Origin of the sequence: Bradyrhizobium sp. ORS 278, from assembly GCF_000026145.1 — a bacterium.
Lineage (GTDB): Bacteria > Pseudomonadota > Alphaproteobacteria > Rhizobiales > Xanthobacteraceae > Bradyrhizobium.
On sequence record NC_009445.1, the window covers coordinates 1711194 to 1737715 of the forward strand.

Here is a 26522-nt window from a genome sequence, read left to right on the forward strand (position 1 = left end):
TCATTGCCAGGAGCCAACGGGTCCGCGCAAAGCGCGGCCCGATGACAGGCTCCGCGACGAAGCGATCCGGAGCCGCATACTGAGCCCTGGATTGCTTCGCTCGCAATGACGAATCTACAAAGAGCAAGCTTCGCGGCTACTTGATGAAGCTCGCATCATACAGATCCTCGACGTTCGGAATCTGCTTGATGATGCCGACTTCGAGCAGGAGATCGGCCGCGTCCTTGTTGAACGTCTTGAACTCGGTCTCGAAGAACTTCTGGCTGGCCGCCTTGTCCTGCCAGCGCAGGTACTTGGCCGAGTTGCCGAACTGCTCGCCAGTCTGCTTGACGTCGGCGCCCATGATCTCATAGGCCTTGGCCTGATCCTTGCCGATCAAGTCGAGCGCCTCGTAATAGCTGTCGGCGAGCGCCTTGGCGGCCTTGGGGTTTTCGGTCAGGAATTTCGGCGTGCAGCCGAACGTATCCATCACCATCGGATAATCGAGCGTGGTGGCGATGATCTTGCCCTTGTCCGGCGCGGCGCGCACCGTCGACAGATATGGCTCGTAGGTCATCGCCGCATCGTTCTGGCCGGAGACGAAGGCCTGCGCGGCAGCGGCCGGCTCCAGGTTCACGATGGTGACGTCCTTCACCGTGAGGCCGTTCTTCTTCAGCATCCAGGCCAGCCCGAAATAGGGGGAGGTGCCCGGCGCGGAGGCCGCGACCGTCTTGCCCTTCAGATCCTTGATCGAGGCGATGTCGTTGCGCACGGCCATGCCGTCGGCGCCATAGCTCTTGTCGAGCTGGAAGATCTGCTTGGTGGCGACGCCGTTGGCGTTCCAGGAAATCCAGGTCTCGACCGTGGTCGCCGCGCATTGCACGTCGCCAGCGGCGATCGCGAGGTGGCGGTCCTTCTGCGGGATCTTCTTGATGGTGACGTCGAGGCCGTTCTTCTTGAAGATGCCGGCCTCCTTTGCGAGCGTCAGCGGCGCGAAGCCGGTCCAGCCGGAAATGCCGATGCCCACTTTGACATCGTCGGCAAACGCCGAGGTGGAGGCCAGCAGCGCGGCCGTTAGTGCAAGAAGCCCGAATTTGCGCATCGTCATCGTCCTTTGCTGTTGAAGAAAACCATTCGTGCGGGTCGCAGCCCGCGAGGACTGCGACGGCCACATGTCTCTGCAAGCGCTGCCCACCTGCTTGCAAATCTCGTGCTCGGCCGCGTCCACGCGCATGTCATTCGCTGCCCCTGAACCGCGCGACGAGGCGATGCTGCTCACCGGGATAGACCAGCCTGACAGCCGTCAGCGGTCGGCCTTGCCGCCAGGTATGGCGCTCGATGACGAGGCACGGCGCGCCCGTCTCGATGTCGAGGCTGGTTGCGATCGCCTCATCGGCGACGATGGCGCTGATCGCATGCTCGGCCTCGGTCCAGGGCACGTGATGCAGCAGCCATGAGCCCGGCGGATCGATCTTGAAATTCGCTTTCGCCGCATCCGGCACGGCATCGAGATCAATCAAACGGTCTTCGATCGCGAACGGCAGGCCGTCGGCGCTGTGGCGGCAACGGATCGCGATCACCTTGCACGGCGTCTTGACACCAAGGCGCTCGCGATCGGCCGCGTTGGCGGTGCGCCGCGCTGATGCGATCAACTCATAGCCATAGGCGCGGCCGAGCGCGCCGATCTCGGCGCGGATGTCCGGAATCTTCAGCACCGCCGACAGGAATTGCGGCCGCCGCACGAAGGTGCCGGCGCGGCGCCGCCGCTCGATCAGATCGGCCTGCGCAAGCTCGGACAGCGCCTTGTTCACGGTCATGCGCGAGCAGCCATAGTGCTCCATGATCTCGTGCTCGAACGGGATGCGATGGCCGGGCGGCCATTCGCCCGTGAGGATGCGGCGCTCGATGTCCTGCCGGATCGTCTTGTAGAGCGTGCTCGGCTTGGCGCGATCCTCCGCGAGGCTCATGCGAGCAGCCTCCGCACCGCCGTGTTGAAGCCGCGCCGCGCCGCTTCGCGCGATCGGTGCTGGCCCCCCTGGACGAGTTTCGCGCCCCCGGCCCAGACGCAGTCGATGGCATCGTGCGACGTCGCGAAGATCCAGCCGTCGAGCAGCGCATCCTGCGTCCGCCCCGCGAGCGACGGATGTGACAGATCGAGCGTGACGATATCGGCGCGCGCGCCAGTCTGCAGCCCGGCGACGGATTGCGTCAGCGCCTGTACGCCGCCGGCAAGAGCGGCATCGAACAGCGTGCGGCCCGTTGACGCATCCGGGCCTGACGTCAGCACGTTGCGCTCGCGATGCGTCAGCCGCTGGCCGTATTCGAGCTGGCGCAACTCATCGGTCACGCCGACGAGCACGTTCGAGTCGGTGCCGATGCCGATCCGCCCGCTGGCGCGCAGATAGTCGCGTGCCGGGAAGATGCCGTCGCCGAGGCTCGCTTCGGTGACTGGACACAGGCCGGCCGTCGCGCCGCTCTTCGCGAGCGCCGCCGTTTCGTCCGCAGTCATATGCGTCGCGTGGATCAGGCACCAACGATCATTGAGGTCGTGATGGTCGAGCAGCCATTGCACCGGACGCCGGCTCGACCAGGCGAGGCAATCCTCGACCTCCTTGACCTGCTCGGCGGCGTGAATGTGAATCGGGCCGCCGTCAGCGAGCGCCAGCAAGGCATTCAACTCATCTGGCGCCACGGCGCGCAGGCTGTGTGGCGCGATGCCGAGATTGGCGCCGCGGAGGAAGCTGATTGCCTTGCGCGAGGCCGTCAGCAGCTTTTCGAACCGATCGACGTCGCAGATGAAGCGCCGCTGGCCATCATGCGCCGCCGCGCCGCCGAAGCCACCATGCGCGTAGAAGCTCGGCAGCAGGGTCAGGCCGATGCCGGAGGTCTGCGCGGCCGCGGCGATGCGCACCGCCATCTCGGCGACATCGGCATAAGGCGTGCCGTCGCGATCGTGGTGCAGATAATGGAATTCACCGACCCGCGTGAAGCCGCGTTCGAGCATCTCGACATAGAGCAGGGTTGCGACCGCCTCGACGTCCTCGGGACGCATCGACAGCGCGAAACGATACATGGTCTCGCGCCAAGTCCAGAACGTATCCGTCGAGGGGCCGCTGATCTCGGCAAGTCCGGCCATGCCGCGCTGGAAGGCGTGGCTGTGCAGGCTGGCGATGCCGGGGATCGCAACCTCATGCTGCTCGTCGTGGAGAGTCGGCGGCACTCCCGCGGAAACCGACGCGATCGCGCCGTTGCTGATGACGACCTGCACGTCCTCTGCCCAGCCATTGGGCAGGAGCGCGGATGCGAAGTGCAGTGACGCCATGATCGATCAGCCCGCTGGACAGGACGGCGGAGGTGAGTTTATGTATAGACATATCGCCCGTCAAGCTTTCGTGAAGGTGGGAGGCCGCATGGCCCAGCGTTTCGACCGGATCTGGCAGAATGCGCGGCTCGCGACCTTGGGCGAGGGGCGGCCGGGCCTCGGTGTCATCGAGCATGGCGTCGTCGCCTCGCGCGCCGGCCGCATCGCTTTTGCGGGTCCGCAATCGGACTTTGCCGCCGATGCCGATGCGCCCGAGCGCATCGATTGCGAGGGACGCTGGATCACGCCGGGTCTCATCGATTGCCACACTCATCTCGTCTACGGCGGCGATCGCGCCCACGAGTTCGAACTGCGCCTCGCCGGCGCGAGCTATGAGGAGATCGCGCGCGCCGGCGGCGGCATCGTGTCCACGGTAGCGGCGACGCGCGCCGCCAGCGAGGCGGAGCTGATCGCCAGCGCGCTGCCGCGCCTCGATGCGCTGCTCGCCGAAGGCGTCACCACGATCGAGATCAAGTCCGGCTACGGCCTGGAGACCGCGACCGAACTGCGACAATTGTCTGCAGCGCGTGCGCTCGGGGAACAACGGCCGGTCAGCGTTCGCACCAGCTTTCTCGGCGCGCATGCGCTGCCGGTCGAAGCCGGCGGCGACAAGGAGCGCTATATCGATCTTGTCTGCAACGAGATGCTGCCGGCAGTGGCGCAGTCTGGCGCCGCTGATGCGGTCGATGCGTTCATGGAGACCATCGCCTTCTCTCCGGAGCAGACTTCGCGCGTTTTCGCGGCGGCCAAGACGCTGGGCCTGCCGGTCAAGCTGCATGCCGATCAATTGTCCAATCTCGGCGGTGCCGCGCTCGCGGCCGGGTTCGGCGCGCTGTCGGCAGACCATCTCGAGCACACTGACGAAGTTGGCGCCGTTGCGATGGCGCGGAGCGGGACCGTCGCGGTGCTGTTGCCCGGCGCGTACTACTTCATCCGCGAGACGCAGAAGCCGCCGGTCGAGCTGTTCCGCAAGCATGGCGTGAAGCTCGCGCTCGCCACCGACTGCAATCCCGGGTCATCGCCGCTGACATCCTTGTTGCTGACGATGAACATGGCCGCGACGCTTTTTCGGATGACCGTCGACGAGTGCATTGCAGGTGTCACGCGCGAAGGCGCCCGCGCGCTCGGCCTGCTCGCTGACACCGGCACGCTCGAACCGGGCAAGTGGTGCAATCTTGCGATCTGGGATATCGGGCGCCCGGCGGAGCTGGTGTACCGCCTGGGCTTCAATCCCTTGCATCAGCGCGTGTGGAGAGGCCGATGAACGCGATCATTGCCGAGCCCGGCCACGTCAGCTTCGATGATCTTGCGCGCGTTTACGCGGGCGCGGCGATTGCCCTTGGTCCGGCGTATTGGCCGCGGGTCGAGGCTGCGGCGGCGATCGTCGCCAAGGCGGCGCAGGGCGCCGAGCCTGTCTATGGCATCAACACCGGCTTCGGCAAGCTGGCTTCAAAGCGCATTCCGCCGGACCAGACCGCGCTGCTCCAGCGCAATCTGATTCTGTCGCATTGCTGCGGTGTGGGTCCCGCCACGCCGGAGCCAATCGTGCGTCTGATGATCGCGCTGAAGATCATTTCGCTCGGCCGCGGTGCTTCCGGCGTGCGCCGACAGATCGTCGATCAACTGCAGGCCATGCTGGCGCAGGGCGTCTGTCCCTTCGTGCCGCAGCAAGGCTCGGTCGGTGCCTCCGGCGATCTCGCGCCGCTCGCGCACATGACGGCGGTGATGATCGGCGAGGGCCAAGCGTTCGTCGAGGGGCGTCTGGTGCCGGGCCGCGAGGCGCTGGCGCACGTCGGTCTTGATCCGGTGACGCTCGGGCCGAAGGAAGGGCTCGCGTTGATCAACGGCACGCAGTTCTCGACGGCCTATGCGCTCGCCGGTCTGTTCCGTGCGCGAGATCTGCTCAACGCTGCGCTGGTCACCGGCGCGTTGTCGGTCGACGCCGCGATGGCCTCCACCGCGCCATTCCGTCCCGAGATCCAGGCGCTCCGTGGTCATCCCGGCCAGATCGCGGCCGGTCGCGTGCTGACAGAGTTGGTCGACGGAAGCGCCATTCGCCTGTCGCATCTCGAAGGTGACGAGCGCGTGCAGGATCCGTATTGCCTGCGCTGCCAGCCCCAGGTCGCTGGTGCCGCGCTCGATCTGCTGACGCAGGCGGCGCGTACGCTCGTCAACGAAGCCAATGCCGTCACCGACAATCCGCTGGTGCTGGTCGAGACCGGAGAGATCATCTCCGGCGGCAACTTCCACGCCGAGCCGGTGGCGTTCGCCGCCGACCAGATCGCGCTGGCACTCTCTGAACTCGGCGCGATCAGCGAGCGGCGCATCGCGACGCTGGTCGATCCCGCGCTGAATTTCGGCCTGCCGCCGTTCCTCACGCCGCAGCCGGGTTTGAACTCCGGCTTCATGATCGCTGAGGTCACGGCGGCGGCGCTGTTCGCCGAGAACAAGCAGCGCGCGCTGCCATGCTCGATCGACTCCACGCCGACCAGCGCCAATCAGGAAGATCACGTCTCGATGGCCGCGCATGCGGCGCGGCGGCTGCACGACATGGCCGACAATCTCGCGCATATCATCGGCATCGAGCTGCTGGTCGCAGCGCAGGGCATCGAGCTGCGCGTGCCGCATGGCACCAGCGCCGCGCTCTCCGCTGTCATCGGCGCGCTGCGCTCGCATGTGCCGGCGCTGGAGAGCGACCGCTACATGGCCGACGATCTCGCCAAGGCCGCCGCGCTCGTGGCCGGCGGCGCGTTGGCCCGCGCGGCGAACGTTGCACTCGGACGCGATTCGTTTCCCAGGCTTGGATGAGAGGGACCCATGAACCGACGCCTCGACAATCAACGCGTGATCCGCGCCCCTCATGGCAGCGACATCAGCGCCAAGAGCTGGCTCACCGAAGCGCCGCTGCGGATGCTGATGAACAACCTCGACCCCGATGTCGCGGAGAAGCCGAGCGAGCTGATCGTCTATGGCGGCATCGGCCGCGCCGCGCGCGACTGGGACAGCTTTGATCGCATCGTTGCGTCCTTGCGCAAACTCGAAGCTGATCAAACTCTCGTGGTGCAGTCCGGCAAACCCGTCGGCATCTTCCGCACCCATCCCGATGCGCCGCGCGTGCTGATCGCCAACTCCAACATCGTGCCGCATTGGGCGACGCTCGACCATTTCAACGCGCTCGATAAAATGGGCCTGATGATGTACGGCCAGATGACGGCCGGCTCTTGGATTTACATTGGCAGCCAGGGCATCGTGCAGGGCACTTACGAGACCTTCGTCGAAGTCGGCCGCCGCCACTACAATGGTGATCTCTCAGGAAAGTGGATTCTCACCGCGGGCCTCGGCGGCATGGGCGGCGCGCAGCCGCTGGCGGCCACCATGGCCGGCGCGTCGATGCTCGCCGTCGAGTGCCAGCCGAGCCGCATCGAGATGCGGCTGCGCACCGGCTATCTCGATCGCCAAGCGGCCTCGCTCGACGAGGCGCTGGCGTTGATGGAAGAGGCAGCGAGGACCAAGACGGCGGTGTCGGTCGGCCTGCTCGGCAATGCCGCCGAGATCTTTCCTGAGCTGGTGCGCCGCGGCGTGCGTCCCGATATCGTGACAGATCAGACCAGCGCGCATGATCCGATCAACGGCTATCTGCCGAAGGGCTGGACGCTCGCCGAATGGGAGGCCAAGCGGGCGTCGGAGCCGAAGGCGGTGGAGCAGGCGTCGAAGACCTCGATGGTCGGCCACGTCCAGGCGATGCTCGATTTTCACGCCATGGGCATTCCAACGCTCGACTACGGCAACAACATCCGCCAGATGGCCAAGGACATGGGCCTCGCCAACGCTTTCGATTTTCCGGGCTTTGTGCCGGCTTACATCCGTCCGCTGTTCTGCCGCGGCATCGGCCCGTTCCGCTGGGCGGCGCTGTCGGGCGACCCTGAGGACATCTACAAGACCGACGCCAAGGTCAAGGAGCTGCTGCCGGACAACAAGCACCTGCATAACTGGCTCGACATGGCCAGGCAGCGCATCAAGTTCCAGGGCCTGCCGGCGCGGATCTGCTGGGTCGGGCTCGGCGACCGGCATCGCCTCGGGCTCGCCTTCAACGAGATGGTGGCGCGCGGCGAGCTGAAGGCGCCGATCGTGATCGGTCGCGACCATCTCGACTCCGGCTCGGTCGCAAGCCCGAACCGCGAGACCGAGGCGATGAAGGACGGCTCGGATGCGGTGTCGGATTGGCCGCTGCTGAACGCGCTGTTGAATTGCGCCAGTGGCGCGACCTGGGTGTCGCTGCATCATGGCGGTGGCGTCGGCATCGGCTATTCGCAGCATGCCGGCATGGTCATCGTCGCCGACGGCACTGACGATGCTGCGCGCCGGCTGGAGCGCGTGCTGTGGAATGATCCCGCGACCGGCGTGATGCGCCATGCCGACGCCGGGTACGACGACGCCATCGGTTGCGCCGAGGCCAACGGGCTCGATCTGCCGAGCCTCGCTCGCTGATCCCTGAGTGGGTTGAAGAGCGGCCCCTGATTGTGGTCTCATGCCGCCAACGCGGCGGAGACCTGCCGCGAACAGGGGACGCTCATGGGAATTGCCTTTCCGTTCTCGGCCATTGTCGGCCAGGACGAGATGAAGCTGGCGCTGATGATCGCCGCCGTCGATCCCAAGGTCGGCGGCGTGCTGGCCTTTGGCGATCGTGGCGCCGGCAAATCCACCGCCGTGCGCGCGCTCGCCGCCCTGCTGCCGCCGATGAGCGCCGTGGTCGGCTGCCCCTATCAATGCGACCCGGCCGATGCGGCCGCACAATGTGCCGAATGCCGCGCGCGTTCGAAGCCGGCCGGCAAGGGCAAGACGCCGGCGCCGCTCAAGGCCCATCAGGTGCCGGTGCCCGTCATCGACCTGCCGCTCGGCGCCACTGAGGACCGCGTTGTCGGTGCGCTCGATCTGGAGCGCGCGCTGGCGCATGGCGAAAAGTCGTTCGAGCCCGGACTGCTGGCGCGCGCCAACCGAGGCTTTCTCTATATCGACGAGGTCAACCTGCTGGAGGATCATCTCGTCGACCTGCTGCTCGACGTCGCCGCATCGGGCGAGAACGTGGTCGAGCGCGACGGCCTCAGCATCCGCCATCCCGCGCGCCTCGTGCTCGTCGGCACCGGCAATCCGGAGGAAGGCGAGCTGCGGCCGCAACTACTCGACCGTTTCGGGCTGTCGGTCGAGGTGAAGACGCCCAGCGATCTGCCGACGCGCATCGAGGTGATCAAGCGGCGCGATGCGTTCGAGACTGACAATGCCGCCTTCGTCGCGCATTGGGAGAAGGAGGAGGCCAAGCAGCGCAAGCGCATCCTTGCGGCGCGCGAGCATATCGGCTCGGTCAAGGTCGCCGATCGCGAGCTTGAGAACGCGGCGCGGCTGTGCATGGCGCTCGGCACCGACGGTCTGCGCGGTGAACTCACCCTGATGCGCGCGGCACGCGCCGCGGCGGCGCTCGACGGCGCCAAGGCGGTCGATGACGGCCATCTGAAGACGGTGGCGCCGATGGCACTTCGGCACAGACTGCGGCGCAATCCGCTCGACGATTCCGGCTCGTCAGTGCGGGTCGAGCGCGCGCTCAATGAGCTGTTCGCGTCGTGACCGACGGCGCCGCGATCTGGGCCGATGCAGTCATCGCGGCCGCGCTGGCCGCGATCGATCCATCCTCGTCGGTACTGCTGCGAGCCGGGGCAGGTCCGGTGCGCGAGCAATGGCTTGAGATGCTACGCGAGCTGATGCCGGCGTCGGTACCGCTGCGCAAGCTGCCGCCGTCGATCTCCGACGACCGCCTGCTCGGGGGGCTCGATCTCGCCGCGACCTTGCAGGCGAGACATCCGGTGATTCAGCGCGGGCTGCTCGCCGAAGCCAATGGTGGCATGCTGATCGCCGTGATGGCCGAGCGCATGGCGCCGTCCGCTGTTGCTCATCTCTCTGCTGCGCTCGACACCGGAGCTGTCAGTATCGAGAGGGATGGCCTCTCGCTCCGCGCGCCAGCTCGCGTTGGCCTGATTGCGCTCGACGAGGGCATCGATGACGAGCGCGTGTCTCCTGCATTGGCCGATCGCTTGGCCTGTCATGTCGATCTCAGCACGGTCGCGCGCGCTGATCTCGGTGAGAGCCTGTTCAAATCCTCTGACATTGCAGCGGCGCGTGCGCTACTGCCGCAGGTTCGCCTGTCAGAGGAGGCGATCGCCGCGTTGACCACGACGGCTGTCGCGCTCGGCATCGACTCGCTGCGCGCCCCCTTGCTGGCCTGCCGCATCGCGCGCATCGCAGCGGCGCTCGACGGCGAGACTGACGTTGCCGAGCAGCACATTGCTTGCGCCGCGCGGCTGGTGCTGGCGCCGCGGGCCACGCGGCTGCCTGCCAATGAGGACGACGCCGACAGCCCCGAGCCGCCGGAGCCGCAGAACGAACAGGCCGAGAACGCCGAGGACGACCGTGCCAATGGCGGTCCGCTCGAGGATCGCGTGCTCGAAGCAGCGCAGGCCGCCATTCCCTTCGATTTGTTGAAGCGCCTGCAGGACGAGCGCGCGATGCGAGCGCGGGCGAGCAGCGCAGGACGGCAGGGCCAGGCGCAGAAGGCGCCGAAGCGCGGACGGCCGATCGGCGCGCGTCGGGGCGAATGGCGCGCCGGGGCGCGGCTCAACGTGCTCGAGACGTTACGTGCCGCGGCGCCGTGGCAGCCGTTGCGGCGGCGGGCGAAGCCCGCCGGCAAGAGCGGGCGCATCATCGTCCACAAGGACGATATCCGCATCACCCGCTTCAAGCAGCGATCCGGCACCACGACGATCTTCGTCGTCGATGCGTCCGGCTCGTCGGCGCTGCAGCGGCTGGCGGAGGTGAAGGGCGCGGTCGAGCTGCTGCTCGCCGAGTGCTACATCCGCCGCGACGAGGTGGCGCTGATCGCGTTTCGCGGCCGGACAGCCGAGCTGCTGCTGCCGCCGACCCGCTCGCTGACGCGCGCCAAGCGCAGCCTCGCCGGCCTGCCCGGCGGCGGCGGCACGCCGCTGTCGGCCGCGATCTTCGCCGCGACCGAGCTGGCGCTCGCGGTGAAGGCCAAGGGCCAGGCGCCGACGATCGTGCTGATGACCGACGGCCGCGCCAATGTCGCGCGCGATGGCGGCGGGCGCAGCGAGGCTGAGGCGGAGGCGCTGGTGGCCGCCAGGCAGCTTGCCTTGACCGGCATCCCTGTCGTGCTGGTCGACTCCTCGCCACGCCCGCAAGACAAGGCGGCGCAACTCGCCGGGGCGATGCAGGCCCGCTATGTCGCTCTGCCTCACGCCGACGCCACACGCCTGTCGCAGGCTGTCATGGCCCAGGCCGGTCGCGGCTGACGTTGCTGGAACCGCCGGCGTCAAGCGGCGTTCCCAACGGCGACTGACAAGCCGTCACGTCATCGCTATGCTTGCCCGAGCGTTCGGCAGCACTGACCGCGGCCGGTCGACACGAAATCGTCATACAGGAGCACGCCATGCAGGTCGCCTCGACCGCCCAGAGTGATCATGCGGCGGGTGCGCGGGCCCCGACGATGCCGCCGCCATTGGCGGCGTCGCGCTTCGAGCTCGCCGATGCGCGAACCGGCCGCATCACCTGCTATGCCGATGGTCCCGCCGGCTCCACCGACCGGCCGCTGCTCTTGATCCATAGCGTCAATGCGGCAGCCACCGCCTACGAGATGAAGCCGCTGTTCGAGCATTATCGTTCGGCGCGTCCGGTCTACGCGCTGGACCTGCCGGGCTTCGGCCTGTCGGATCGCGCTGACCGCATCTACACGCCGCGCATCATGACCGATGCGATCCTGCTCGCCGTGCACGAAATCCGCCGCCGCCATGGCGACGCCGGCATCGATGCCATCGCGCTGTCGCTCAGCTGCGAGTTCGCCGCGCGAGCGGGGACCGAGGCACCGAACCTGTTCCGGACGCTGGCGCTGCTCAGCCCGACCGGCTTCGATCGCCGCGCCGAAGCCGCGGCTCGGAAGGCCGGTCACAAGGATGCGACACGCGCGATGCCGTGGGTGCGCAACATCCTCAACGTGCCGCTGTGGAAGCATGGCTTCTTCACGCTGCTGACGTCGCGCGCCAGCATCCGGTTCTTCCTGCAGAAGACGTTTGGCCGCAAGGACATCGACGAGGGCCTTCTGGAGTACGACTACATCACCACGCATCAGCCCGGCGCCGAGAACGCGCCGTATTCCTTCGTCTCCGGCTATCTGTTCAGTGCCAATGCTCTGAAGCTGTATCAGGCCTTGGCGATGCCGGTCTGGATGGTGCATGGCGTACGCGGCGATTTCGTCGACTACAATGGCAAGCACGCCGTCGAGGTACTGCCGAACTGGACCATCCAGGTGATGCAGACCGGGGCGATGCCGCATTTTGAACAGCTTGATAAAGTCGTCTCGGGCTACGATGATTTCCTGGCGCGCGCCGCCGGTGCGTGAGCCGCAGCGGCGCGGCCTCGATCGCCGTGCGAACGGGGCGTCGGCATGAGTGACAAGCCGAGTTGGAGCATCGACGGCCGCACCTGGCCGAACCGCGATGCCAGCCGCTTCGTCGATGCTGGCGGCATCCGCTGGCACGTCCAGGTCATGGGCCAGGGACCCGTCGCGCTGCTGGCGCACGGCACGGGCGCCGCGACCCATTCCTGGCGCGATCTCGCGCCGCTGCTCGCCAGGCGCTTCACGATCGTCGCACCCGATCTCTCGGGCCATGGCTTTACTTCGACGCCGAATTGGCAGCGGTTGTCGCTCCCGGGCATGTCACGCGATCTCGCCACGCTTTGCGAGCAGCTTGCGATCGCGCCGGAGATCGCGATCGGTCATTCGGCGGGCGCCGCGATCCTCACCCGGATGGCGCTCGACGGCCTGATCGCGCCCAAACTGATCGTCAGCCTCAACGGCGCCTATCTGCCGTTCGGCGGCGCCGCGGCGCAATTCCTCTCGCCGCTCGCCAAGATGATGGCGCTCAACCCGCTGGTGCCGCGGCTGTTCGCCTGGCGCGGGCGGGATCCCGCGGCAGTGCATCGGCTGCTCAAGGCGACCGGGTCGACACTCGATGCCAATGGTGAGCGGCTATATGGCCGTCTCGTCGGAAGCCCCGGCCATGTCGGCGCCGCGCTTGAGATGATGGCGAACTGGGACCTCAATCCCCTGGTGCGCGATCTGCCGAAGCTGACGACGGCGCTGCTGCTGATCGCGGCCACCCGCGACCATGCCATCACCCCCGACGTCGCCCGGCGCGTGCGCCAATTGGTCCCGCAGGCTCAACTCGAACTCATTGATGGGCTAGGTCATTTGGCTCATGAGGAGAAGCCGGCGCGGATCGCTGAGCTGATCGTCGCGGCCGCCGAGCGGGCCCGAGTGCTTGCAGCGCAGCAGGAAATGTCAAACTAGATTGACGTTTTGGCTGGCGAAAGCGTCAATTTCAATTTACGCTTTCTGCCATGCTCGATGTCTCCCCCCTCAAAGCCGCTGTTCCGGCTGCGCTCGGAGACCGGCCGCATGCGGTTGTGATCGGCTCCGGCTTCGGCGGCCTCGCGGCGGCGGTCCGGCTCGGCGCGCGGGGCTATCGGGTCACAGTGTTCGAGCAGCTCGATGCGCCCGGCGGGCGCGCCTATGTGCATCGGCAGGACGGCTTCACCCTCGATGCCGGGCCGACCATCGTCACCGCGCCGTTCCTGTTCGAGGAGCTCTGGCAGCTGTGCGGGCGGCGGATGTCCGACGATGTGACGCTCAAGCCGATCTCGCCATTCTATCGCATCCGGTTCGACGATGGCACTATCTTCGACTGCTCGGCCGACCCGGCGGCGATGCGCGCGGAGGTGGCGAGGATTTCGCCGCGTGATGTCGACGGCTACGAGCGCTTCATGATGACGAGCGAGGCGATCTTCAGGAAAGGCTTCGAGGAGCTCGGCGACGTGCCGTTCCTGTCGCTCTTCGACATGGCAAAGATCGCGCCGGCGATGATCAAGCTGCAGAGCTTTCGCTCGGTCTATGGTCTCGTGGCGCAGCATGTGCTTGACGAGCGGCTGCGCGTCATCCTCAGCTTCCATCCGCTGCTGATCGGCGGCAACCCGTTCACGACCACGTCGATCTATTGCCTGATCGCCTATCTCGAGCGGCGCTGGGGCGTGCATTTCGCGATGGGCGGCACCAGCGCGCTGGTGTCCGGACTCGTCGGCCTGATCGAAGGGCAGGGCGGCGAGGTGCGCTGTTCGGCGCCCGTGGCCGAGATCACGACGACAAACGGCGCTGCGACCGGCGTGCGGCTCACTTCCGGCGAGACCATCGCCGCCGATGTTGTCGTCTCCAATGGCTGCGCCGCCTGGACCTATAAGAACCTGCTGCCATCCGTCCGGCGCCGGCGCTGGACCGATGCGCGGATCGACCGCGCGCGCTACTCGATGAGTCTGTTCGTCTGGTACTTCGGCACGAAGCGCCGCTATGAGGATGTCGAGCACCACACCATCCTTCTGGGCCCACGCTATCGCGAGCTACTCGACGACATCTTCCGCCGCAAGGTGCTGGCGGATGATTTCAGCCTCTATCTACACCGGCCGACCGCGACCGATCCGTCATTGGCGCCGAACGGATGCGATGCATTCTACGTGCTGTCTCCGGTCCCGCATCAGGAGAGCGGCATCGATTGGACCGTCGCCGCCGAACCGTTCCGCAAGCGGATCGAGACGGCGCTGAGCCAGACACTGCTGCCCGACCTTGCAAGCCAGATCGTCACCTCGCGGTTGCTGACGCCTGACGATTTCGAGCAGCGCCTGTCGTCCTATCGCGGCGCCGCCTTCGGGCTCGAGCCGGTCCTGATGCAGAGCGCCTGGTTCCGTCCGCACAACAAGAGCGAAGAGGTCGAGCGGCTCTATCTGGTCGGGGCCGGCACGCATCCCGGCGCCGGTCTGCCGGGCGTGTTGTCCTCCGCGCGCGTGCTCGATGATCTCGTACCCGCGCCGCATGAGCTGGAGCGCCGATGAGCTGGGAAGACGATATCGCGATCTGTCGACGGATGTTGCGGGGCGGATCGAAGACGTTCTTCGCCGCCTCGAAGGTGCTGCCCCGCGCGGTCGGCGATCCCGCCATCGCGCTCTACGCGTTCTGCCGCGAGGCCGATGACGCGATCGATGGTCCGGGCCGCAAGGTCGATGCGGTGGAGATGCTGCATGAGCGGCTCGAGCGCATCTACGAGGGGCGCCCGGACGACAGCCCCGTCGACCGCGCTCTTGCCGGTGCCGTCGCCGCGTTCGCCATTCCGCGCGCGCTGCCAGAGGCGCTGCTCGAAGGTCTCGCCTGGGACGCGCAGGGCCGCCGCTACGACACATTGAGCGATGTGCTCGCCTATGCCGTGCGCGTCGCCGGCACCGTGGGCGTGATGATGTCGCTGCTGATGCACCGGCGCGATGCCGAGACCGTCGGCCGGGCCTGCGATCTCGGCATCGCCATGCAGCTCACCAACATCGCCCGCGACGTCGGCGAGGATGCGCGCAATGGCCGGCTGTACCTGCCAAGGCAATGGCTGCGGGAGACTGGGCTCGATGTCGAGACATGGCGGGCTGCCCCGTTCTTCGACGACCGGATCGCGCGCGTCACCGCGCGGCTGCTGGCGGTCGCCGACGTGTTCTATGCGCGCGCCGCAGCCGGCATCGCCGATCTGCCGTGGAACTGCCGGCCCGGCATTCACGCCGCGCGCCTGATCTATGCCGAGATCGGCCGGGAGGTCGCACGCGCCGAGTTCGATTCGTTGTCGCGGCGTGCCGTGGTGTCGATGCCGCGCAAGCTGCGGCTGCTCGGCAAGGCGGCGCTGGTGTCGTTCGCCCAGCCGCAACCGTCGCTGGCGCCCGCGCGCCCCGAGGCGCGGGTGCTGATCGACGCCGTCATCGCCGCTGATGCGCATCGCCCGCACGCGCTGGCGCCGCCCCGGCGGACTATGCACGACCGCGCGCTCTGGGTGATCGATCTGTTCGAGCGGCTGGAGCGGCGCGACCAGCTGTCGCGCTCGGCGCGGACGTCCTGACAGGCACGACAAGCGAGGCGACATGAGCGAGATGGGCGGCCTGCTCGAATTCGTCGTCGTCGCGCTCTGCGTGCTCGGCTGGCTCGTGCTCGAATGGCAGGGCCGCCGCCTCGATCGCCAGCGCGCCGAACGCGAGGCCCGGGAGCGCGAGGTGGAGAAGAAGTAGGGCGGGCAATGGCGCGCCACGATCTATCAGTTCGGCTCGCTCTCTCGCGCGCCGTGCCCACCATTCCCACACCGCGCTCGCGGAGAGACGGTGGGCACGCTGCCGCCCTTCGGGCGTCTGCTTTGCCCACCCTACTACGGCAGCTTCGCACGTCGCTATCGTCTTGTATTCGTGGCTTGCATCGCCGCACTCCGCCGTCGTCCCGGCCTTGAGCCGGGACCCATACCGCCAGGGAGCGGATTGAGGCAGGCTAGCGATTGGCTTTTTGCCCATCACGACCGCCGCGGAGTATGGGTCCCGGATCGGCGACGCGCCGCGCTTCGCGCGTCGCGGCTTGTTCGGGACGACAGCTTTGTTGTTGCGTGCGCTGCTGTTGTTGCACGCGCTACTGTGGTGCGCGCGCGACTGTTGGTGCGCGCTGCGCGGATGATCCGTGCGGCGATAGGCGAAGCGGATTTTGCCGCGTGACCTTCACCACCGGGGCATGCGGAACGGCAGCATGGCCTGGACGATCGGCATTTGGAAGCGGTCGAGCGAGAGGCTCTCGTGCATGACGGCGACGTCCTCGCCGTGGACGCGCGCGGCGAGGTGGGAGCGCGCATAGAAGGGCGCGTCCTCCAATGTGCTGACGACGCGAACCGGGGCGCCGGCATCGGCTCGGGCACTGCGCTCGACGCGCCACAACGTCTTTGGCAGGCGGCAGTCCACGAGCGGGGCGATCGGCTCGAGGCGGCCGGTGTGATCGACGTGCAGCGCCAGCGGGGAAATGGCATGATCGCGTGCGATCGCGTCATAGGAGATCACCGCGCCGCTCCGGGTCGCGGCGCGCGACCACTGCCAGCTCTGGAAATCGTGCTCGAGCGGCGCATCGCCGTGGTTGATGTCGAAATAGCCGTCGCCGCGCCAGTGCAGGTCCGGATGATCGAAATCGACCGAGACGCGACAGCACGGCGCGATCGGCTGCCAGCGGTGGCGCTGTTGCCCATCGAGCGCGAACGCGACCTCGTTCAGGGCTGACGGCACCACGCGCACCTTGCCGCGCAGCGGCAGCGGCCAGGGCACCGTGACCTCGCAAATGTCGATCGTGAGCTCGCGGCCATTCCAGGCAAGGCTGCTCGGCCCGATCGCAAAGCTCGCCTCGTCCCGCGCGATGGCGCCGCGGCCGCGCTCGGTCATCGCCCATCGCCGCGCACGTTCGCCATACAGCGCCACGTTGAGCGCGCAATGATTTTCGGCATCGGCTGGTCCGCGCCGCCGCGCCCAGGCATAATAGGGCGAGAACACGCTGCCGACGAAGGCGATCACGGTGATGCCGAAGCGGCCGTCGTCGCTCAGCGCGTCGACATACCACCACGCATAGCCGTCCTTTGGGACCGCGCGATCGAAGCGAGGTCGGAGATCGCCTTGCCGGCGGCCATCCGGCCCGACAAGGCCGCCATCGGGACGCCCGGTCCCGGATGGGCGCTGCCCCCCGCCACGTAGAGCCCTGGCAGCTTCGTCTGCGCGCCCGGCCGCTGGAATGATGCCATCCAGCCGTGCGAGCTGCGGCCGTACAACGCGCCCCCCGTGCCCGGAAACATCCGGTTGAAATCCGCCGGCGTCGTCACGCGGGTCAATTCCGGCGTCGTCGCGATGCTCAGGCCGCAGCGCTGCAGCAGGTCGAAGGTCTGGCGGGCACATTGGCTGATCTCCGAAGGCGGGAAGCGATGATGGTCGCCGGTGGCCGGCGCGTTGATCAGAACGAACAGCGGCTCGTTCACCCCGGCCTCGTGCGGCTGGTCGTCGCGGTCCTGGGCGCAGACATAGACCGTGGGCTCGGCCGGCATCGCGCGGCGCTCGATCAGCTGATCGAACTCGGTGCTGTAGTCGCGCGAGAAGAACACGTTGTGCCTGACGAGCGGGAAGCCGTCGGCGCGCGCCATGCAGCTCCAGGTCATCGCTGAGAGGGAGCGTGCGGAGTGAGGGATCGCGGGAAGCGACCGCGCGGCATCGCCGCCGAGCAGGCCCTGCGCCAGCGCGGCAACATCGGCCGTTGCGATGACGGCGTCGGCGTCGAGCTGCTCGCCGTCCGCGAGGCGCACGCCCGCGGCGCGGCCGCTGTTCGTGACGACGCGGGCGACCTCACTCTCGTAGCGGATATCGACGCCGTGGCGCCGCGCCAGCGCGGCCAGGCCGGCGGCGAGCTCATGCATGCCGCCGTCGATCAGCCAGACGCCGGCCTGCTCGACATGGGCAACCAGCATCAGCGTCGCCGGCGCATGGAAGGGCGACGAGCCGCAATAGGTGGCGTAGCGCCCGAACAGTTGCTGCAGGCGGGCGTCGCGAAAATAGCCGCCGAGCGCCTTCCACAGGGTCTGGAACGGTCGGATCGCGGTGAGATCGCGGAAGCCGGCATTGCGCAGGAGATGCGTCATGCTCGGCGCCGGCGTACGGATGAAGGGGTCCCTGAGCGTCTCGAAGATGCGCCTCGCATCGCGGCAAAAGGCGCGGTAGCCCTCGGCCTCGCTGCGTCCGGCGAAATGGCCGATCGCGTCGGTCGATCTGTCTTCGTCGGCGAACAGGTCGAGCGTGCGGCGATCGGTCCAGGCATGGCGGGCGAGGATATCGAGCGGCGTCAGCGTGAGATGATCCTCGAGCGTCGTGCCAAGCTCCGCAAACAGCTCGTCGAACACCCAGCGCATCGTGAACACGGTCGGACCAGAGTCGATGCGGGCCGGGCCGATTGCGATCTGGCGCATCTTGCCGCCCGGGGCGGCCGCGCGCTCGAGCACCGTCACCTGGACTCCGCTCGCGGCGAGGCTGAGCGCGGCGCTGAGGCCGGCGATGCCGGCGCCAACCACGATCACGCGGTGATCGGCCATTGCTCGCACTCCCGTCCGCTGGACCTGCTGCAGGAAATGTCTAGCATGATTTACAGTATGAGTGTAAGTTAGAATTTACATAGGCGAGGACCCGAATGGCCTCGCGGCAGGGAGGCTCGCATGGACGTGATGGCCCGGATCGAAAAATCCCTCGTCGCTGCGGTCGCGCTGGCCGGCCGGCCCGGATGTCCGCCACGGCTTTCGGCGGCCATGCAGGCGGCTGTCTTCCCCAAGGGCGCGCGGGTGCGGCCAAGGCTCTGTCATGCGGTGGCGGCGGCGTGTGGCGACGACGAGCCGGCGGCGACCGATGCCGCGGGATCGGCCATCGAGCTGTTGCACTGCGCCTCGCTGGTCCATGACGATCTGCCGTGCTTCGACAATGCCAAGCTGCGGCGCGGCCGACCGTCGGTGCATGCCGCGTTCGGTGAGCCGCTTGCGGTGCTCGCCGGCGATGCGCTGATCGTGCTCGCCTTCCAGACGCTCGCCAAGTCGCGCTGCTCGCCGCTGCGGCTGGCGCGACTGATCGAGACGATCGGCGACGCCGTCGGCGTGCCGCATGGCATTGCGGCTGGGCAAGCCTGGGAATGCGAGCCGGAGATCGATCTGTCGCATTATCACCGCTCCAAGACCGGTGCGTTGTTCGCGGCCGCCACGATCTCTGGCGCCGCGGCAGCGGGGCATGCCGATCCGGAGGCCTGGCGCAGCCTGGGCGAGAAGATCGGCGAGGCCTATCAGGTCGCCGACGATATCCGCGATGCGGCGAGTGATGAGGAGGAGGCCGGCAAGCCGGTCGGGCAGGATGCCGCCCTGGGACGTCCGAACGCCGTGCTGCGCTACGGCCTCGCGGGCGCCGTGAGCTATCTCCACGATCTGGTCGCCGACGGCATCCGCACCATGCCGCCCTGCGCCCATGCGCACGAGCTGCGCGCCCTGATGGAGCAGGAAGCCAAGCGCCTGGTGCCGCGCCGCCTGGCGGCGTCGGCGGCGTGATTTGAAGTCATCGGGAGGCGTGTTCCGTGAGACGAGAACGTCTGCTCATCAGTTGCTCCTCATGGCCGGGCTTGACCCGGGCATCCTTGACGCCCTTTCCGTCAGCACCAAGCGTGGATGGCCGGGTCAAGCCCGGCCATGACGAGAGCTGATCGCTGTGTTTGAACAGCGCCAGAACGCCCTCTGCGCCGTCGGGATTCTCAAGCGCCCGATACGACCGGAGCGCTGACCGCCATGCCCGCCGCCCTTCGCCACGACACGCCGGCGCCGGTCAGCTTCGGTGATCGCTGGCGCGGCTGGCGCGACGCGCTGCTGGCCAGTGCTTCGTTCCAGCGCTGGGCGGCAGCCTTTCCGCTGACGCGGCCGATCGCGCGCAAGCGGGCGGCGGAGCTGTTCGATCTCTGCGCCGGCTTCGTCTATTCGCAGACCTTGGCGGCTTGCGTGCAGCTCGATCTGTTCGAGGGTTTGCGTGCCGGGCCGCGCGACCTCCCGGTGCTCGCCTCTCGCGCCGCGATGCCCGAGTCGGCGATGGAAAGCCTGTGCGAAGCGGCCTGCGCGCTGCAACTGCTCGAGCGCCGCGGCACGGCGCGTTATGGCCTTGGACCGCTGGGCGCCGCGCTGCTCGGCAATCCCGGCATTGCCGCCATGGTCCGGCATCACGCCGCGTTGTACGCCGATCTGGGCGATCCCTTGGCGCTCCTGCGCGGGCACGAGCGCGAACGCCGTCTCGCTCAATATTGGCCCTATGCGCTCGATCACACAGGGGCGACGCTGACGCGCGACGATGTCGCGCCCTATACCGCGCTGATGGCGGCCACGCAGCCGATGATCGCCGACGTGGTGCTGTCCGCCTATCCGCTCACGGGCCATCGCTGCCTGCTCGACGTCGGCGGCGGTGACGGTTCCTTCCTCGCTGCCGCCGCGCGAGCGGCGCCGCAGCTGCGGCTGCAGCTGTTCGATCTGCCGGAGGTCGCCGCGATCGCCCGGGAGCGTCTGGGGACAGCCGGCTTGGCCGACCGTGCGACGATCACGCCGGGCAGCTTCTACGACGACCCGCTGCCTACGGGCGCCGATGTGATCTCGCTGATTCGCGTCGTGCACGATCACGACGACGAGGCGGTGGCGCGCCTGCTGGCCAAAGTGCGCGCGGCGCTGCCCGCCGATGGCGTGCTGTTGCTCGGCGAGCCGATGAGCGATGCTGCGGCCGGCAGCGATGGGGTAAGCGCCTATTTCGAGATCTATCTCCGTGCGATGGGGCAGGGACGGCCGCGCAGCGCGGCTCGCCTGCGCGAGCTTCTCCACATGGCAGGGTTTTCGCAGGTGCGAGCGCTTCGCACCCGCATCCCATTGATCGCCGGTGTGATTGTCGCGGAAAGCTGACACTCCATCTGTAAATATATGTTGACACTCTGCGCAGGCGGACTAACCTGACACCCGTAAGAGAGCGGGCGTCGCCGGGGAGTTTGGGCTATGGACGCGATCGCCGTTGTGCTGGGGAGGCCGAGGGAGTTGTCGCTGCAGCACCTGCTGTTGGCGGATGCCCTGGACTGCCTGACCGTCGACATCGAATGGAGCGCGATCAGCACCGGCACCGAGCGGTTGCTGTACGAGGGCCGCATGCCGCAGTTTCCGGGCATGGGCTATCCGCTCGTGCCGGGCTACGAGGCCGTAGGCCGCGTTGCGCAGGCCGCTGCTCATTCCGGTTTCCGGAAAGGCGAGCGCGTGTTTGTGCCGGGCGCCGCGCGCTGCTTCGGCGAGGTCAAGAGCCTGTTCGGCGCCGCCGCTTCGCGGCTCAACGTTCCCCCGCAGCGCGTTGTCGCCATCGACGAGGTGACCGGCGAGCGCGGCGTGCTGCTGGCGCTGGCGGCGACCGCGTACCACGCGCTGTCGATCGGCGGCGATGGCCAGGCTGAATGCGTCGTTGGCCATGGCGTGCTCGGGCGTCTCTTGGCCCGGCTGATCATCGCGATGGGCGGCGATCCGCCCGTGGTGTGGGAGAGCAATCCGGAGCGCGCCGATGGCGCGATGGGGTATCGCGTCATCGATCCCGCTCAGGACACGAGGCGCGATTACCGGCTGATCTTCGATGCCAGCGGCGATGCGGGGCTGCTCGATACTCTCATCGCGCGCCTGGCTCCACGGGGCGAGATCATCCTTGCCGGCTTCTACAGCGCGCCGCTGACATTCTCCTACCCGCCGGCCTTCATGTGCGAGGCGGCGATCCGCGTCGCCGCCGAATGGAAGCACGACGATCTGGTCGCTGTGCGCAACCTGATCGACACCGGCCGGCTGTCGCTGGACGGGCTGATCACGCACCGCGCCGCGGCGTCATCCGCGGAGAGCGCCTACCGGACCGCGTTCGACGATCCGTCATGTCTCAAGATGGTCCTGGACTGGAGAGCTGCCGCATGAACGCCCCGACCAAGATCAGCGCCAACTTGGCTGCAATGACCGATGCTTTGCGTGCCGAGGCCGCGATCGAGCCGGATGCGCCGGTGACCGCTGCGCCGAAGAAGGCCACGCAGATCATCGCCATCTACGGCAAGGGCGGCATCGGCAAGAGTTTCACGCTCGCCAATCTGTCCTACATGATGGCGCAGCAAGGCAAGAAGGTGCTGCTGATCGGTTGCGACCCGAAGAGCGACACGACCTCGCTGCTGTTCGGCGGCCGCGCCTGCCCGACCATCCTGGAAACCTCGTCGAAGAAGAAGCTCGCCGGCGAGGAGGTCAAGATCGGCGACGTCTGCTTCAAGCGCGACGGCGTGTTCGCGATGGAGCTCGGCGGTCCCGAAGTGGGCCGCGGTTGTGGCGGACGCGGCATCATCCACGGCTTCGAGCTGATCGAGAAGCTCGGCTTCCACGATTGGGGCTTCGACTACGTGCTGCTCGACTTCCTGGGCGACGTCGTCTGCGGCGGCTTCGGCCTGCCGATCGCGCGCGACATGTGCCAGAAGGTGATCATCGTCGGCTCCAACGATCTGCAGTCGCTCTACGTCGCCAACAATGTCTGCTCGGCGGTGGAGTATTTCCGCAAACTCGGCGGCAATGTCGGCGTCGCCGGCATCGTCATCAACAAGGATGACGGCACCGGCGAGGCGCAGGCTTTTGCCAATGCGGTCGGCATTCCGGTGCTGGCCTCCATCCCCGCCGACGACGACATCCGGCGCAAGAGCGCCAGCTATCAGATCATCGGCCGGCCCGGCACGGCCTGGGCGCCGCTGTTCGAGCTGCTCGCGACCAACGTCGCCGAGGCGCCGCCGCAGCATCCGCATCCCCTGACGCAGGACGGCCTGCTCGGCCTGTTCAAGGCTTCGGAGGTCGGCCGCGACGTGGTGCTGGAGCAGGCGACGCTCGAGGACATGTGCGGCAGCACGGCGGTCGCGAAGCCGTCGCTCGAAGTGATCTACGACAATGTGTGACGGGTGCGTGCTGAGCAGCGGAATGTAGTGGAATCTCGTGCAATGAGCGATGCAGTGGTCCATCAGGCGGTGAGCGCGGAAAGCAGCGCGGCGGCAGGCATGCAGGCGCAGCCGGAGGCGCTCGGCTGCCACGCCGGCAAGGCCGAGCTCAGGAAGGCGGCCGATGCCGCCGGCAAGAGCGAGGTGCTGGCGCGCTACGCGGCCGACTATCCGGCCGGCCCGCACGATCAGCCGCAGAGCATGTGTCCGGCCTTCGGCTCGCTGCGCGTGGGCCTGCGCATGCGCCGCACCGCGACCGTGCTGTCAGGCTCGGCCTGCTGCGTCTACGGCCTCACCTTCACCTCGCACTTCTATGGCGCGCGGCGGAGCGTCGGCTACGTCCCGTTCAACTCGGAGACGCTGGTCACCGGAAAGCTGTTCGAGGACATCCGCGACGCGGTGTTCAAGCTCGCCGATCCCGCCAACTACGACTGCGTCGTCATCATCAATCTCTGCGTCCCCACCGCGTCGGGCGTGCCGCTGCAGATTCTGCCGAAGGAGATCAACGGCGTCCGCATCATCGGCATCGACGTCCCCGGCTTCGGCGTGCCCACCCATGCCGAGGCCAAGGACGTGCTCGCGGGCGCGATGCTGAACTATGCGCGGCGCGAGGCGGAGCAGGGTCCGGTGCAGGCGCCGCGCGCGCCGCGCGGCGACAAGCCGACCATCACCCTGCTCGGCGAGATGTTCCCGGCCGATCCCGTTGGCATCGGCATGCTGCTGGCGCCGCTCGGCCTCGCCGCCGGACCCACCGTGCCGACGCGCGAATGGCGCGAGCTCTATGGCGCGCTGGACTGTGCGGCGGTGGCGGCAATCCATCCGTTCTACACGGCCTCGATCCGCGAATTTGAGTCGGCCGGCCGGCCGATCATCGGTTCTGCGCCGGTCGGCTGCGACGGCACGGCGGATTGGCTCGAAGCGATCGGCCAAGCATGTGGCGTCGGCCGTGCGCAGATCGATGCGGCCAAGAACGCGGTGCTACCGGCGATTCGTGGCGCGCTGGCGGCGACGCCGATCCGCGGCCGCATCACGCTGTCGGGCTATGAGGGCTCTGAGCTGCTGGTCGGCCGTCTGCTGGTCGAGAGCGGCGCCGACCTGCGCTACGTCGGCACCGCGTGCCCGCGCACGCGCTGGTCGGAGGCCGACTGCGCCTGGCTGGAGAGCCGCGGCGTGCGCGTGCAATATCGCGCCTCGCTGGAGCAGGATCTCGCTGCGGTCGACGAGTTCGCGCCCGATCTCGCCATCGGCACGACTCCCGTCGTGCAGAAGGCCAAGGCGCGCGCGATCCCGTCGCTGTACTTCACCAATCTGATCTCGGCGCGGCCGCTGTTCGGCGTCTCCGGCGCCGGCTCGCTGGCGCAGGTCATCAATGCCGCCATCGGCGGCAAGGCCCGGTTCGACGAGATGCGCGACTTCTTCGAAGGCGTCGGCGAGGGCGACGCCGCGGGCGTGTGGCAGGGCACCCCCGTTGCGCGTCCTGATTTCCGCGACAAGTACCGCAAGACGGTCGCGGCGCAGGCCAAGAAGCGCAAGTCAGAGGAGTTGGTGTAATGCTGATCCTCGACCACGATCGCGCCGGCGGCTATTGGGGCTCGGTCTACGCGTTCACCGCGATCAAGGGCCTGCAGGTCATCATCGATGGCCCGGTCGGCTGCGAGAACCTGCCGGTCACCTCGGTGCTGCACTACACTGACGGCCTGCCGCCGCACGAGCTGCCGATCGTCGTGACGGGCCTGGGCGAGGACGAGCTCGGCCAGAAGGGCACCGAGCAGGCGATGAAGCGCGCCCGCGCCGCGCTCGATCCGGACCTGCCGGCCGTGGTCGTCACCGGATCGATCGCCGAGATGATCGGCGGCGGGGTCACGCCGGAAGGCTCCAACATCAAGCGCTTCCTGCCGCGCACCATCGACGAGGATCAGTGGCAGAGCGCCAACCGCGCGCTGAGCTGGCTGTGGAGCGAATACGGCTCGCGCAAGATACCCGAGCGCAAGCCGCGCGCCGAGGGCGAGAAGCCCCGGGTCAACATCATCGGCCCGATCTATGGCACCTTCAACATGCCCTCGGATCTCGCCGAGATCCGCCGCCTGGTCGAGGGCATCGGCGCCGAGATCAACATGGTGTTTCCGCTCGGCAGCCACGTCGCCGATGTGGCGAAGCTGGTCAATGCCGACGTCAACATCTGCATGTACCGCGAGTTCGGCCGTCTGTTGTGCGAGACCTTGGAACGGCCTTATCTGCAGGCGCCGATCGGGCTGCACTCGACGACGAAATTCCTGCGCTCGCTCGGCGAGCTGACCGGCCTAGATCCCGAGCCGTTCATCGCACGTGAGAAGCACACCACGATCAAGCCAGTGTGGGATCTCTGGCGCTCGGTGACGCAGGACTTCTTCGGCACTGCGAGCTTCGGCATCGTCGCCTCCGAGACTTACGCGCGAGGTCTGCGCAATTTTCTGGAGACCGAGCTCGGTCTGCCCTGCCATTTCGCGATATCGCGCTGCGCCGGCGCCAAGACCGACAATGAGGCCATCCGCAAGCTCATCCACGAGCGGCCGCCGCTGGTGCTGTTCGGCAGCTACAATGAGCGCATGTACGCGGCGGAAGCGGGAAACCGCGCGATCTACATCCCGGCCTCGTTCCCGGGCACGGTGATCCGCCGCCACACCGGCACGCCCTTCATGGGCTATGCCGGCGCGACCTATGTCGTGCAGGAGGTCTGCAACGCGCTGTTCGATGCGTTGTTCAACATCCTGCCGCTCGCCACGCAGCTGGACCAGATCGCGGCAACGCCGGCGCGGCTCGAGCGCGAGCTGCCATGGGACGACGGCGCGAAGCTCGCGCTGGATCAGATCATCGAGACCCAGCCCGTGCTGGTGCGGATTTCCGCAGCCAAGCGGCTGCGCGACGCCGCCGAGCGCGGCGCGCGCCAGGCCGGGCTCGACATTGTGACGGAGGACGTTCTCGCGCAGGCGCGGTCACGGCTCGCAACGGGCCAGGCGGCGTAGGCAAAGGGACGAGGCGGAGAGGGAGACGACGATGTCGTTATACGAACGCATGGATCGTGACGTCGCGCCGAAATCGCGCGAGCGGCTCGACTATCTCCTGGTCTACGCGGTGTGCTTCGCCGTGCTGATGGTCGAGGGCGTGCTGCGCCGGATCGGCTCCGTCATCACCGGCCACCGGCCGGCGCCGCTCGGCGCGATCGTCGGCGAGGCGCGGATCAAGGCCGCGAACTGCGCGACGTCGTCGTTCATGGGGCTGTGAGGTCCCGACAGGTTTCGAGCGTCGGGGTCATGAGTTCGGCCCCGCAAGTCTTGCACGGAATTCGCGCGGCTCGCCGCGCGGATGCCATCCCGGCAACGGGATGGCGCTTCGACGCCGCTCATCTCGGTGGGCGGCATCCGGCCGAAAGGCCAACACCAGGAGGTACTACTATGGTGGAACCAAATAAGGGAGGCTCTCTGTCGGGGCTGACCGAATCGGAGGCTAGGGAATTCCATAGCATCTTCATGACGAGCTTTGTGGTCTTCACGGCGGTTGCGATCGTCGCCCACATTCTCGCCTGGATGTGGCGTCCCTGGCTGCCGGGGCCGACGGGCTACAAGGCGGCGCTGGATGGGGCAACCCACTACGCCACGCTCGCGCTCTCCTACCTGACCTGATCGAAAGGAGAAA

23 protein-coding genes are annotated in these 26522 nt (G+C 67.7%); 18 read left to right on the forward strand and 5 right to left on the reverse strand.

Translation table 11 applies throughout. From position 1 onward, the window contains the following. Positions 1–136: 136 nt before the first annotated feature. The 3 genes from BRADO_RS07520 to BRADO_RS07530 all read right to left on the reverse strand — a co-directional run bounded on the left by BRADO_RS07520 (position 137) and on the right by BRADO_RS07530 (position 3301). A complete protein-coding gene (locus BRADO_RS07520; protein WP_011924710.1) occupies positions 137–1081 on the reverse strand; it encodes an ABC transporter substrate-binding protein in 945 nt (314 codons plus the stop codon). Between the two features lie 133 nt (positions 1082–1214). After that, positions 1215–1946, reverse strand: a complete 732-nt coding sequence (gene hutC / locus BRADO_RS07525; protein ID WP_011924711.1) for a histidine utilization repressor — start codon at positions 1944–1946, stop codon at positions 1215–1217. After that, positions 1943–3301 carry a formimidoylglutamate deiminase gene (locus tag BRADO_RS07530; protein WP_011924712.1) on the reverse strand — a complete coding sequence of 453 codons (1359 nt, stop codon included), beginning with the start codon at positions 3299–3301 and terminating at the stop codon, positions 1943–1945. The genes hutC and BRADO_RS07530 overlap by 4 nt, the downstream gene beginning before the upstream one ends. A gap of 88 nt (positions 3302–3389) precedes the next feature. Between BRADO_RS07530 and hutI the strand changes: the two genes are divergently transcribed. The 10 genes from hutI to BRADO_RS35360 all read left to right on the forward strand — a co-directional run bounded on the left by hutI (position 3390) and on the right by BRADO_RS35360 (position 15541). Next, positions 3390–4604, forward strand: a complete 1215-nt coding sequence (gene hutI / locus BRADO_RS07535) for an imidazolonepropionase (RefSeq protein WP_011924713.1) — start codon at positions 3390–3392, stop codon at positions 4602–4604. Next, positions 4601–6148, forward strand: a complete 1548-nt coding sequence (hutH, locus tag BRADO_RS07540) for a histidine ammonia-lyase (protein WP_011924714.1) — start codon at positions 4601–4603, stop codon at positions 6146–6148. The genes hutI and hutH overlap by 4 nt, the downstream gene beginning before the upstream one ends. A gap of 9 nt (positions 6149–6157) precedes the next feature. Then, complete coding sequence (gene hutU / locus BRADO_RS07545; protein WP_011924715.1) at positions 6158–7828, forward strand: urocanate hydratase; 1671 nt, start codon at positions 6158–6160, stop codon at positions 7826–7828. Between the two features lie 84 nt (positions 7829–7912). Further along, positions 7913–8959, forward strand: a complete 1047-nt coding sequence (gene bchI, locus BRADO_RS07550) for a magnesium chelatase ATPase subunit I (RefSeq protein WP_041756230.1) — start codon at positions 7913–7915, stop codon at positions 8957–8959. Then, a complete protein-coding gene (locus BRADO_RS07555) occupies positions 8956–10695 on the forward strand; it encodes a magnesium chelatase subunit D (protein WP_011924717.1) in 1740 nt (579 codons plus the stop codon). Before bchI ends, BRADO_RS07555 begins: the two co-directional genes overlap by 4 nt. A 137-nt stretch (positions 10696–10832) precedes the next feature. Beyond that, positions 10833–11798 carry an alpha/beta fold hydrolase gene (locus BRADO_RS07560; RefSeq protein WP_011924718.1) on the forward strand — a complete coding sequence of 322 codons (966 nt, stop codon included), beginning with the start codon at positions 10833–10835 and terminating at the stop codon, positions 11796–11798. A gap of 45 nt (positions 11799–11843) precedes the next feature. Further along, positions 11844–12749: an alpha/beta fold hydrolase BchO gene (bchO, locus tag BRADO_RS07565; RefSeq protein WP_011924719.1), complete on the forward strand. Its 906-nt coding sequence runs from the start codon at positions 11844–11846 to the stop codon at positions 12747–12749. 50 nt (positions 12750–12799) lie between these two features. Beyond that, a complete protein-coding gene (locus BRADO_RS07570; protein ID WP_011924720.1) occupies positions 12800–14338 on the forward strand; it encodes a phytoene desaturase in 1539 nt (512 codons plus the stop codon). After that, entirely contained in the window at positions 14335–15375 is a 1041-nt protein-coding gene (locus BRADO_RS07575) for a phytoene/squalene synthase family protein (protein ID WP_011924721.1), read from the forward strand. The genes BRADO_RS07570 and BRADO_RS07575 overlap by 4 nt, the downstream gene beginning before the upstream one ends. Positions 15376–15397: 22 nt before the next feature. Then, positions 15398–15541, forward strand: a complete 144-nt coding sequence (locus tag BRADO_RS35360; protein WP_011924722.1) for a hypothetical protein — start codon at positions 15398–15400, stop codon at positions 15539–15541. Positions 15542–16012: 471 nt separating this feature from the next. Here the strand turns inward: BRADO_RS35360 and BRADO_RS07580 are convergent, their stop codons facing one another. Further along, a complete protein-coding gene (locus BRADO_RS07580; RefSeq protein ID WP_371259361.1) occupies positions 16013–16852 on the reverse strand; it encodes a hydratase in 840 nt (279 codons plus the stop codon). Between the two features lie 20 nt (positions 16853–16872). Then, a complete protein-coding gene (gene crtD / locus BRADO_RS07585; protein ID WP_050780966.1) occupies positions 16873–18402 on the reverse strand; it encodes a 1-hydroxycarotenoid 3,4-desaturase CrtD in 1530 nt (509 codons plus the stop codon). Between the two features lie 120 nt (positions 18403–18522). Here crtD and BRADO_RS07590 point away from each other — a divergent pair, with 120 nt between their 5' ends. The 8 genes from BRADO_RS07590 (at position 18523) to pufB (ending at position 26509) form a co-directional block, all read left to right on the forward strand. Next, positions 18523–19392, forward strand: a complete 870-nt coding sequence (locus BRADO_RS07590) for a polyprenyl synthetase family protein (RefSeq protein ID WP_011924725.1) — start codon at positions 18523–18525, stop codon at positions 19390–19392. 234 nt (positions 19393–19626) lie between these two features. After that, on the forward strand, positions 19627–20772 hold the full coding sequence (locus tag BRADO_RS07595; RefSeq protein WP_011924726.1) for a methyltransferase: 1146 nt from the start codon (positions 19627–19629) through the stop codon (positions 20770–20772). A 90-nt stretch (positions 20773–20862) separates the two neighbouring features. Continuing rightward, positions 20863–21804, forward strand: coding sequence for a chlorophyll synthesis pathway protein BchC (gene bchC / locus BRADO_RS07600; protein WP_011924727.1), 942 nt, complete (start codon positions 20863–20865; stop codon positions 21802–21804). Next, the gene (locus BRADO_RS07605; protein ID WP_011924728.1) at positions 21801–22811 is read left to right on the forward strand and encodes a chlorophyllide a reductase iron protein subunit X; all 1011 of its coding nucleotides are present in this window, start codon (positions 21801–21803) and stop codon (positions 22809–22811) included. The genes bchC and BRADO_RS07605 overlap by 4 nt, the downstream gene beginning before the upstream one ends. A gap of 42 nt (positions 22812–22853) precedes the next feature. Continuing rightward, the gene (bchY, locus tag BRADO_RS07610) at positions 22854–24401 is read left to right on the forward strand and encodes a chlorophyllide a reductase subunit Y (protein WP_041756231.1); all 1548 of its coding nucleotides are present in this window, start codon (positions 22854–22856) and stop codon (positions 24399–24401) included. Further along, positions 24401–25852, forward strand: a complete 1452-nt coding sequence (gene bchZ / locus BRADO_RS07615) for a chlorophyllide a reductase subunit Z (RefSeq protein ID WP_011924730.1) — start codon at positions 24401–24403, stop codon at positions 25850–25852. The genes bchY and bchZ overlap by 1 nt, the downstream gene beginning before the upstream one ends. 31 nt (positions 25853–25883) lie before the next feature. After that, on the forward strand, positions 25884–26111 hold the full coding sequence (locus BRADO_RS07620; protein WP_011924731.1) for a hypothetical protein: 228 nt from the start codon (positions 25884–25886) through the stop codon (positions 26109–26111). 170 nt (positions 26112–26281) lie between these two features. Next, complete coding sequence (gene pufB, locus BRADO_RS07625; protein WP_011924732.1) at positions 26282–26509, forward strand: light-harvesting antenna LH1, beta subunit; 228 nt, start codon at positions 26282–26284, stop codon at positions 26507–26509. The last annotated feature ends 13 nt before the right edge of the window (positions 26510–26522 follow it).

Bases quoted from the DNA above. Each gene is read 5' to 3' on its own strand.
- BRADO_RS07605 (WP_011924728.1), top strand. From the start codon at position 21,801: ATGAACGCCCCGACCAAGATCAGCGCCAACTTGGCTGCAATGACCGAT.
- BRADO_RS07595 (WP_011924726.1), top strand. From the start codon at position 19,627: ATGCCCGCCGCCCTTCGCCACGACACGCCGGCGCCGGTCAGCTTCGGT.
- bchI (WP_041756230.1), top strand. From the start codon at position 7,913: ATGGGAATTGCCTTTCCGTTCTCGGCCATTGTCGGCCAGGACGAGATG.
- BRADO_RS07620 (WP_011924731.1), top strand. From the start codon at position 25,884: ATGTCGTTATACGAACGCATGGATCGTGACGTCGCGCCGAAATCGCGC.
- hutU (WP_011924715.1), top strand. From the start codon at position 6,158: ATGAACCGACGCCTCGACAATCAACGCGTGATCCGCGCCCCTCATGGC.
- bchY (WP_041756231.1), top strand. From the start codon at position 22,854: ATGAGCGATGCAGTGGTCCATCAGGCGGTGAGCGCGGAAAGCAGCGCG.
- BRADO_RS35360 (WP_011924722.1), top strand. From the start codon at position 15,398: ATGAGCGAGATGGGCGGCCTGCTCGAATTCGTCGTCGTCGCGCTCTGC.
- BRADO_RS07570 (WP_011924720.1), top strand. From the start codon at position 12,800: ATGCTCGATGTCTCCCCCCTCAAAGCCGCTGTTCCGGCTGCGCTCGGA.
- BRADO_RS07590 (WP_011924725.1), top strand. From the start codon at position 18,523: ATGGACGTGATGGCCCGGATCGAAAAATCCCTCGTCGCTGCGGTCGCG.
- BRADO_RS07575 (WP_011924721.1), top strand. From the start codon at position 14,335: ATGAGCTGGGAAGACGATATCGCGATCTGTCGACGGATGTTGCGGGGC.
- hutC (WP_011924711.1), bottom strand. From the start codon at position 1,946: ATGAGCCTCGCGGAGGATCGCGCCAAGCCGAGCACGCTCTACAAGACG.
- pufB (WP_011924732.1), top strand. From the start codon at position 26,282: ATGGTGGAACCAAATAAGGGAGGCTCTCTGTCGGGGCTGACCGAATCG.
- BRADO_RS07560 (WP_011924718.1), top strand. From the start codon at position 10,833: ATGCAGGTCGCCTCGACCGCCCAGAGTGATCATGCGGCGGGTGCGCGG.
- BRADO_RS07520 (WP_011924710.1), bottom strand. From the start codon at position 1,081: ATGCGCAAATTCGGGCTTCTTGCACTAACGGCCGCGCTGCTGGCCTCC.
- bchZ (WP_011924730.1), top strand. From the start codon at position 24,401: ATGCTGATCCTCGACCACGATCGCGCCGGCGGCTATTGGGGCTCGGTC.
- crtD (WP_050780966.1), bottom strand. From the start codon at position 18,402: ATGGCCGATCACCGCGTGATCGTGGTTGGCGCCGGCATCGCCGGCCTC.
- BRADO_RS07530 (WP_011924712.1), bottom strand. From the start codon at position 3,301: ATGGCGTCACTGCACTTCGCATCCGCGCTCCTGCCCAATGGCTGGGCA.
- hutH (WP_011924714.1), top strand. From the start codon at position 4,601: ATGAACGCGATCATTGCCGAGCCCGGCCACGTCAGCTTCGATGATCTT.
- bchO (WP_011924719.1), top strand. From the start codon at position 11,844: ATGAGTGACAAGCCGAGTTGGAGCATCGACGGCCGCACCTGGCCGAAC.
- bchC (WP_011924727.1), top strand. From the start codon at position 20,863: ATGGACGCGATCGCCGTTGTGCTGGGGAGGCCGAGGGAGTTGTCGCTG.
- hutI (WP_011924713.1), top strand. From the start codon at position 3,390: ATGGCCCAGCGTTTCGACCGGATCTGGCAGAATGCGCGGCTCGCGACC.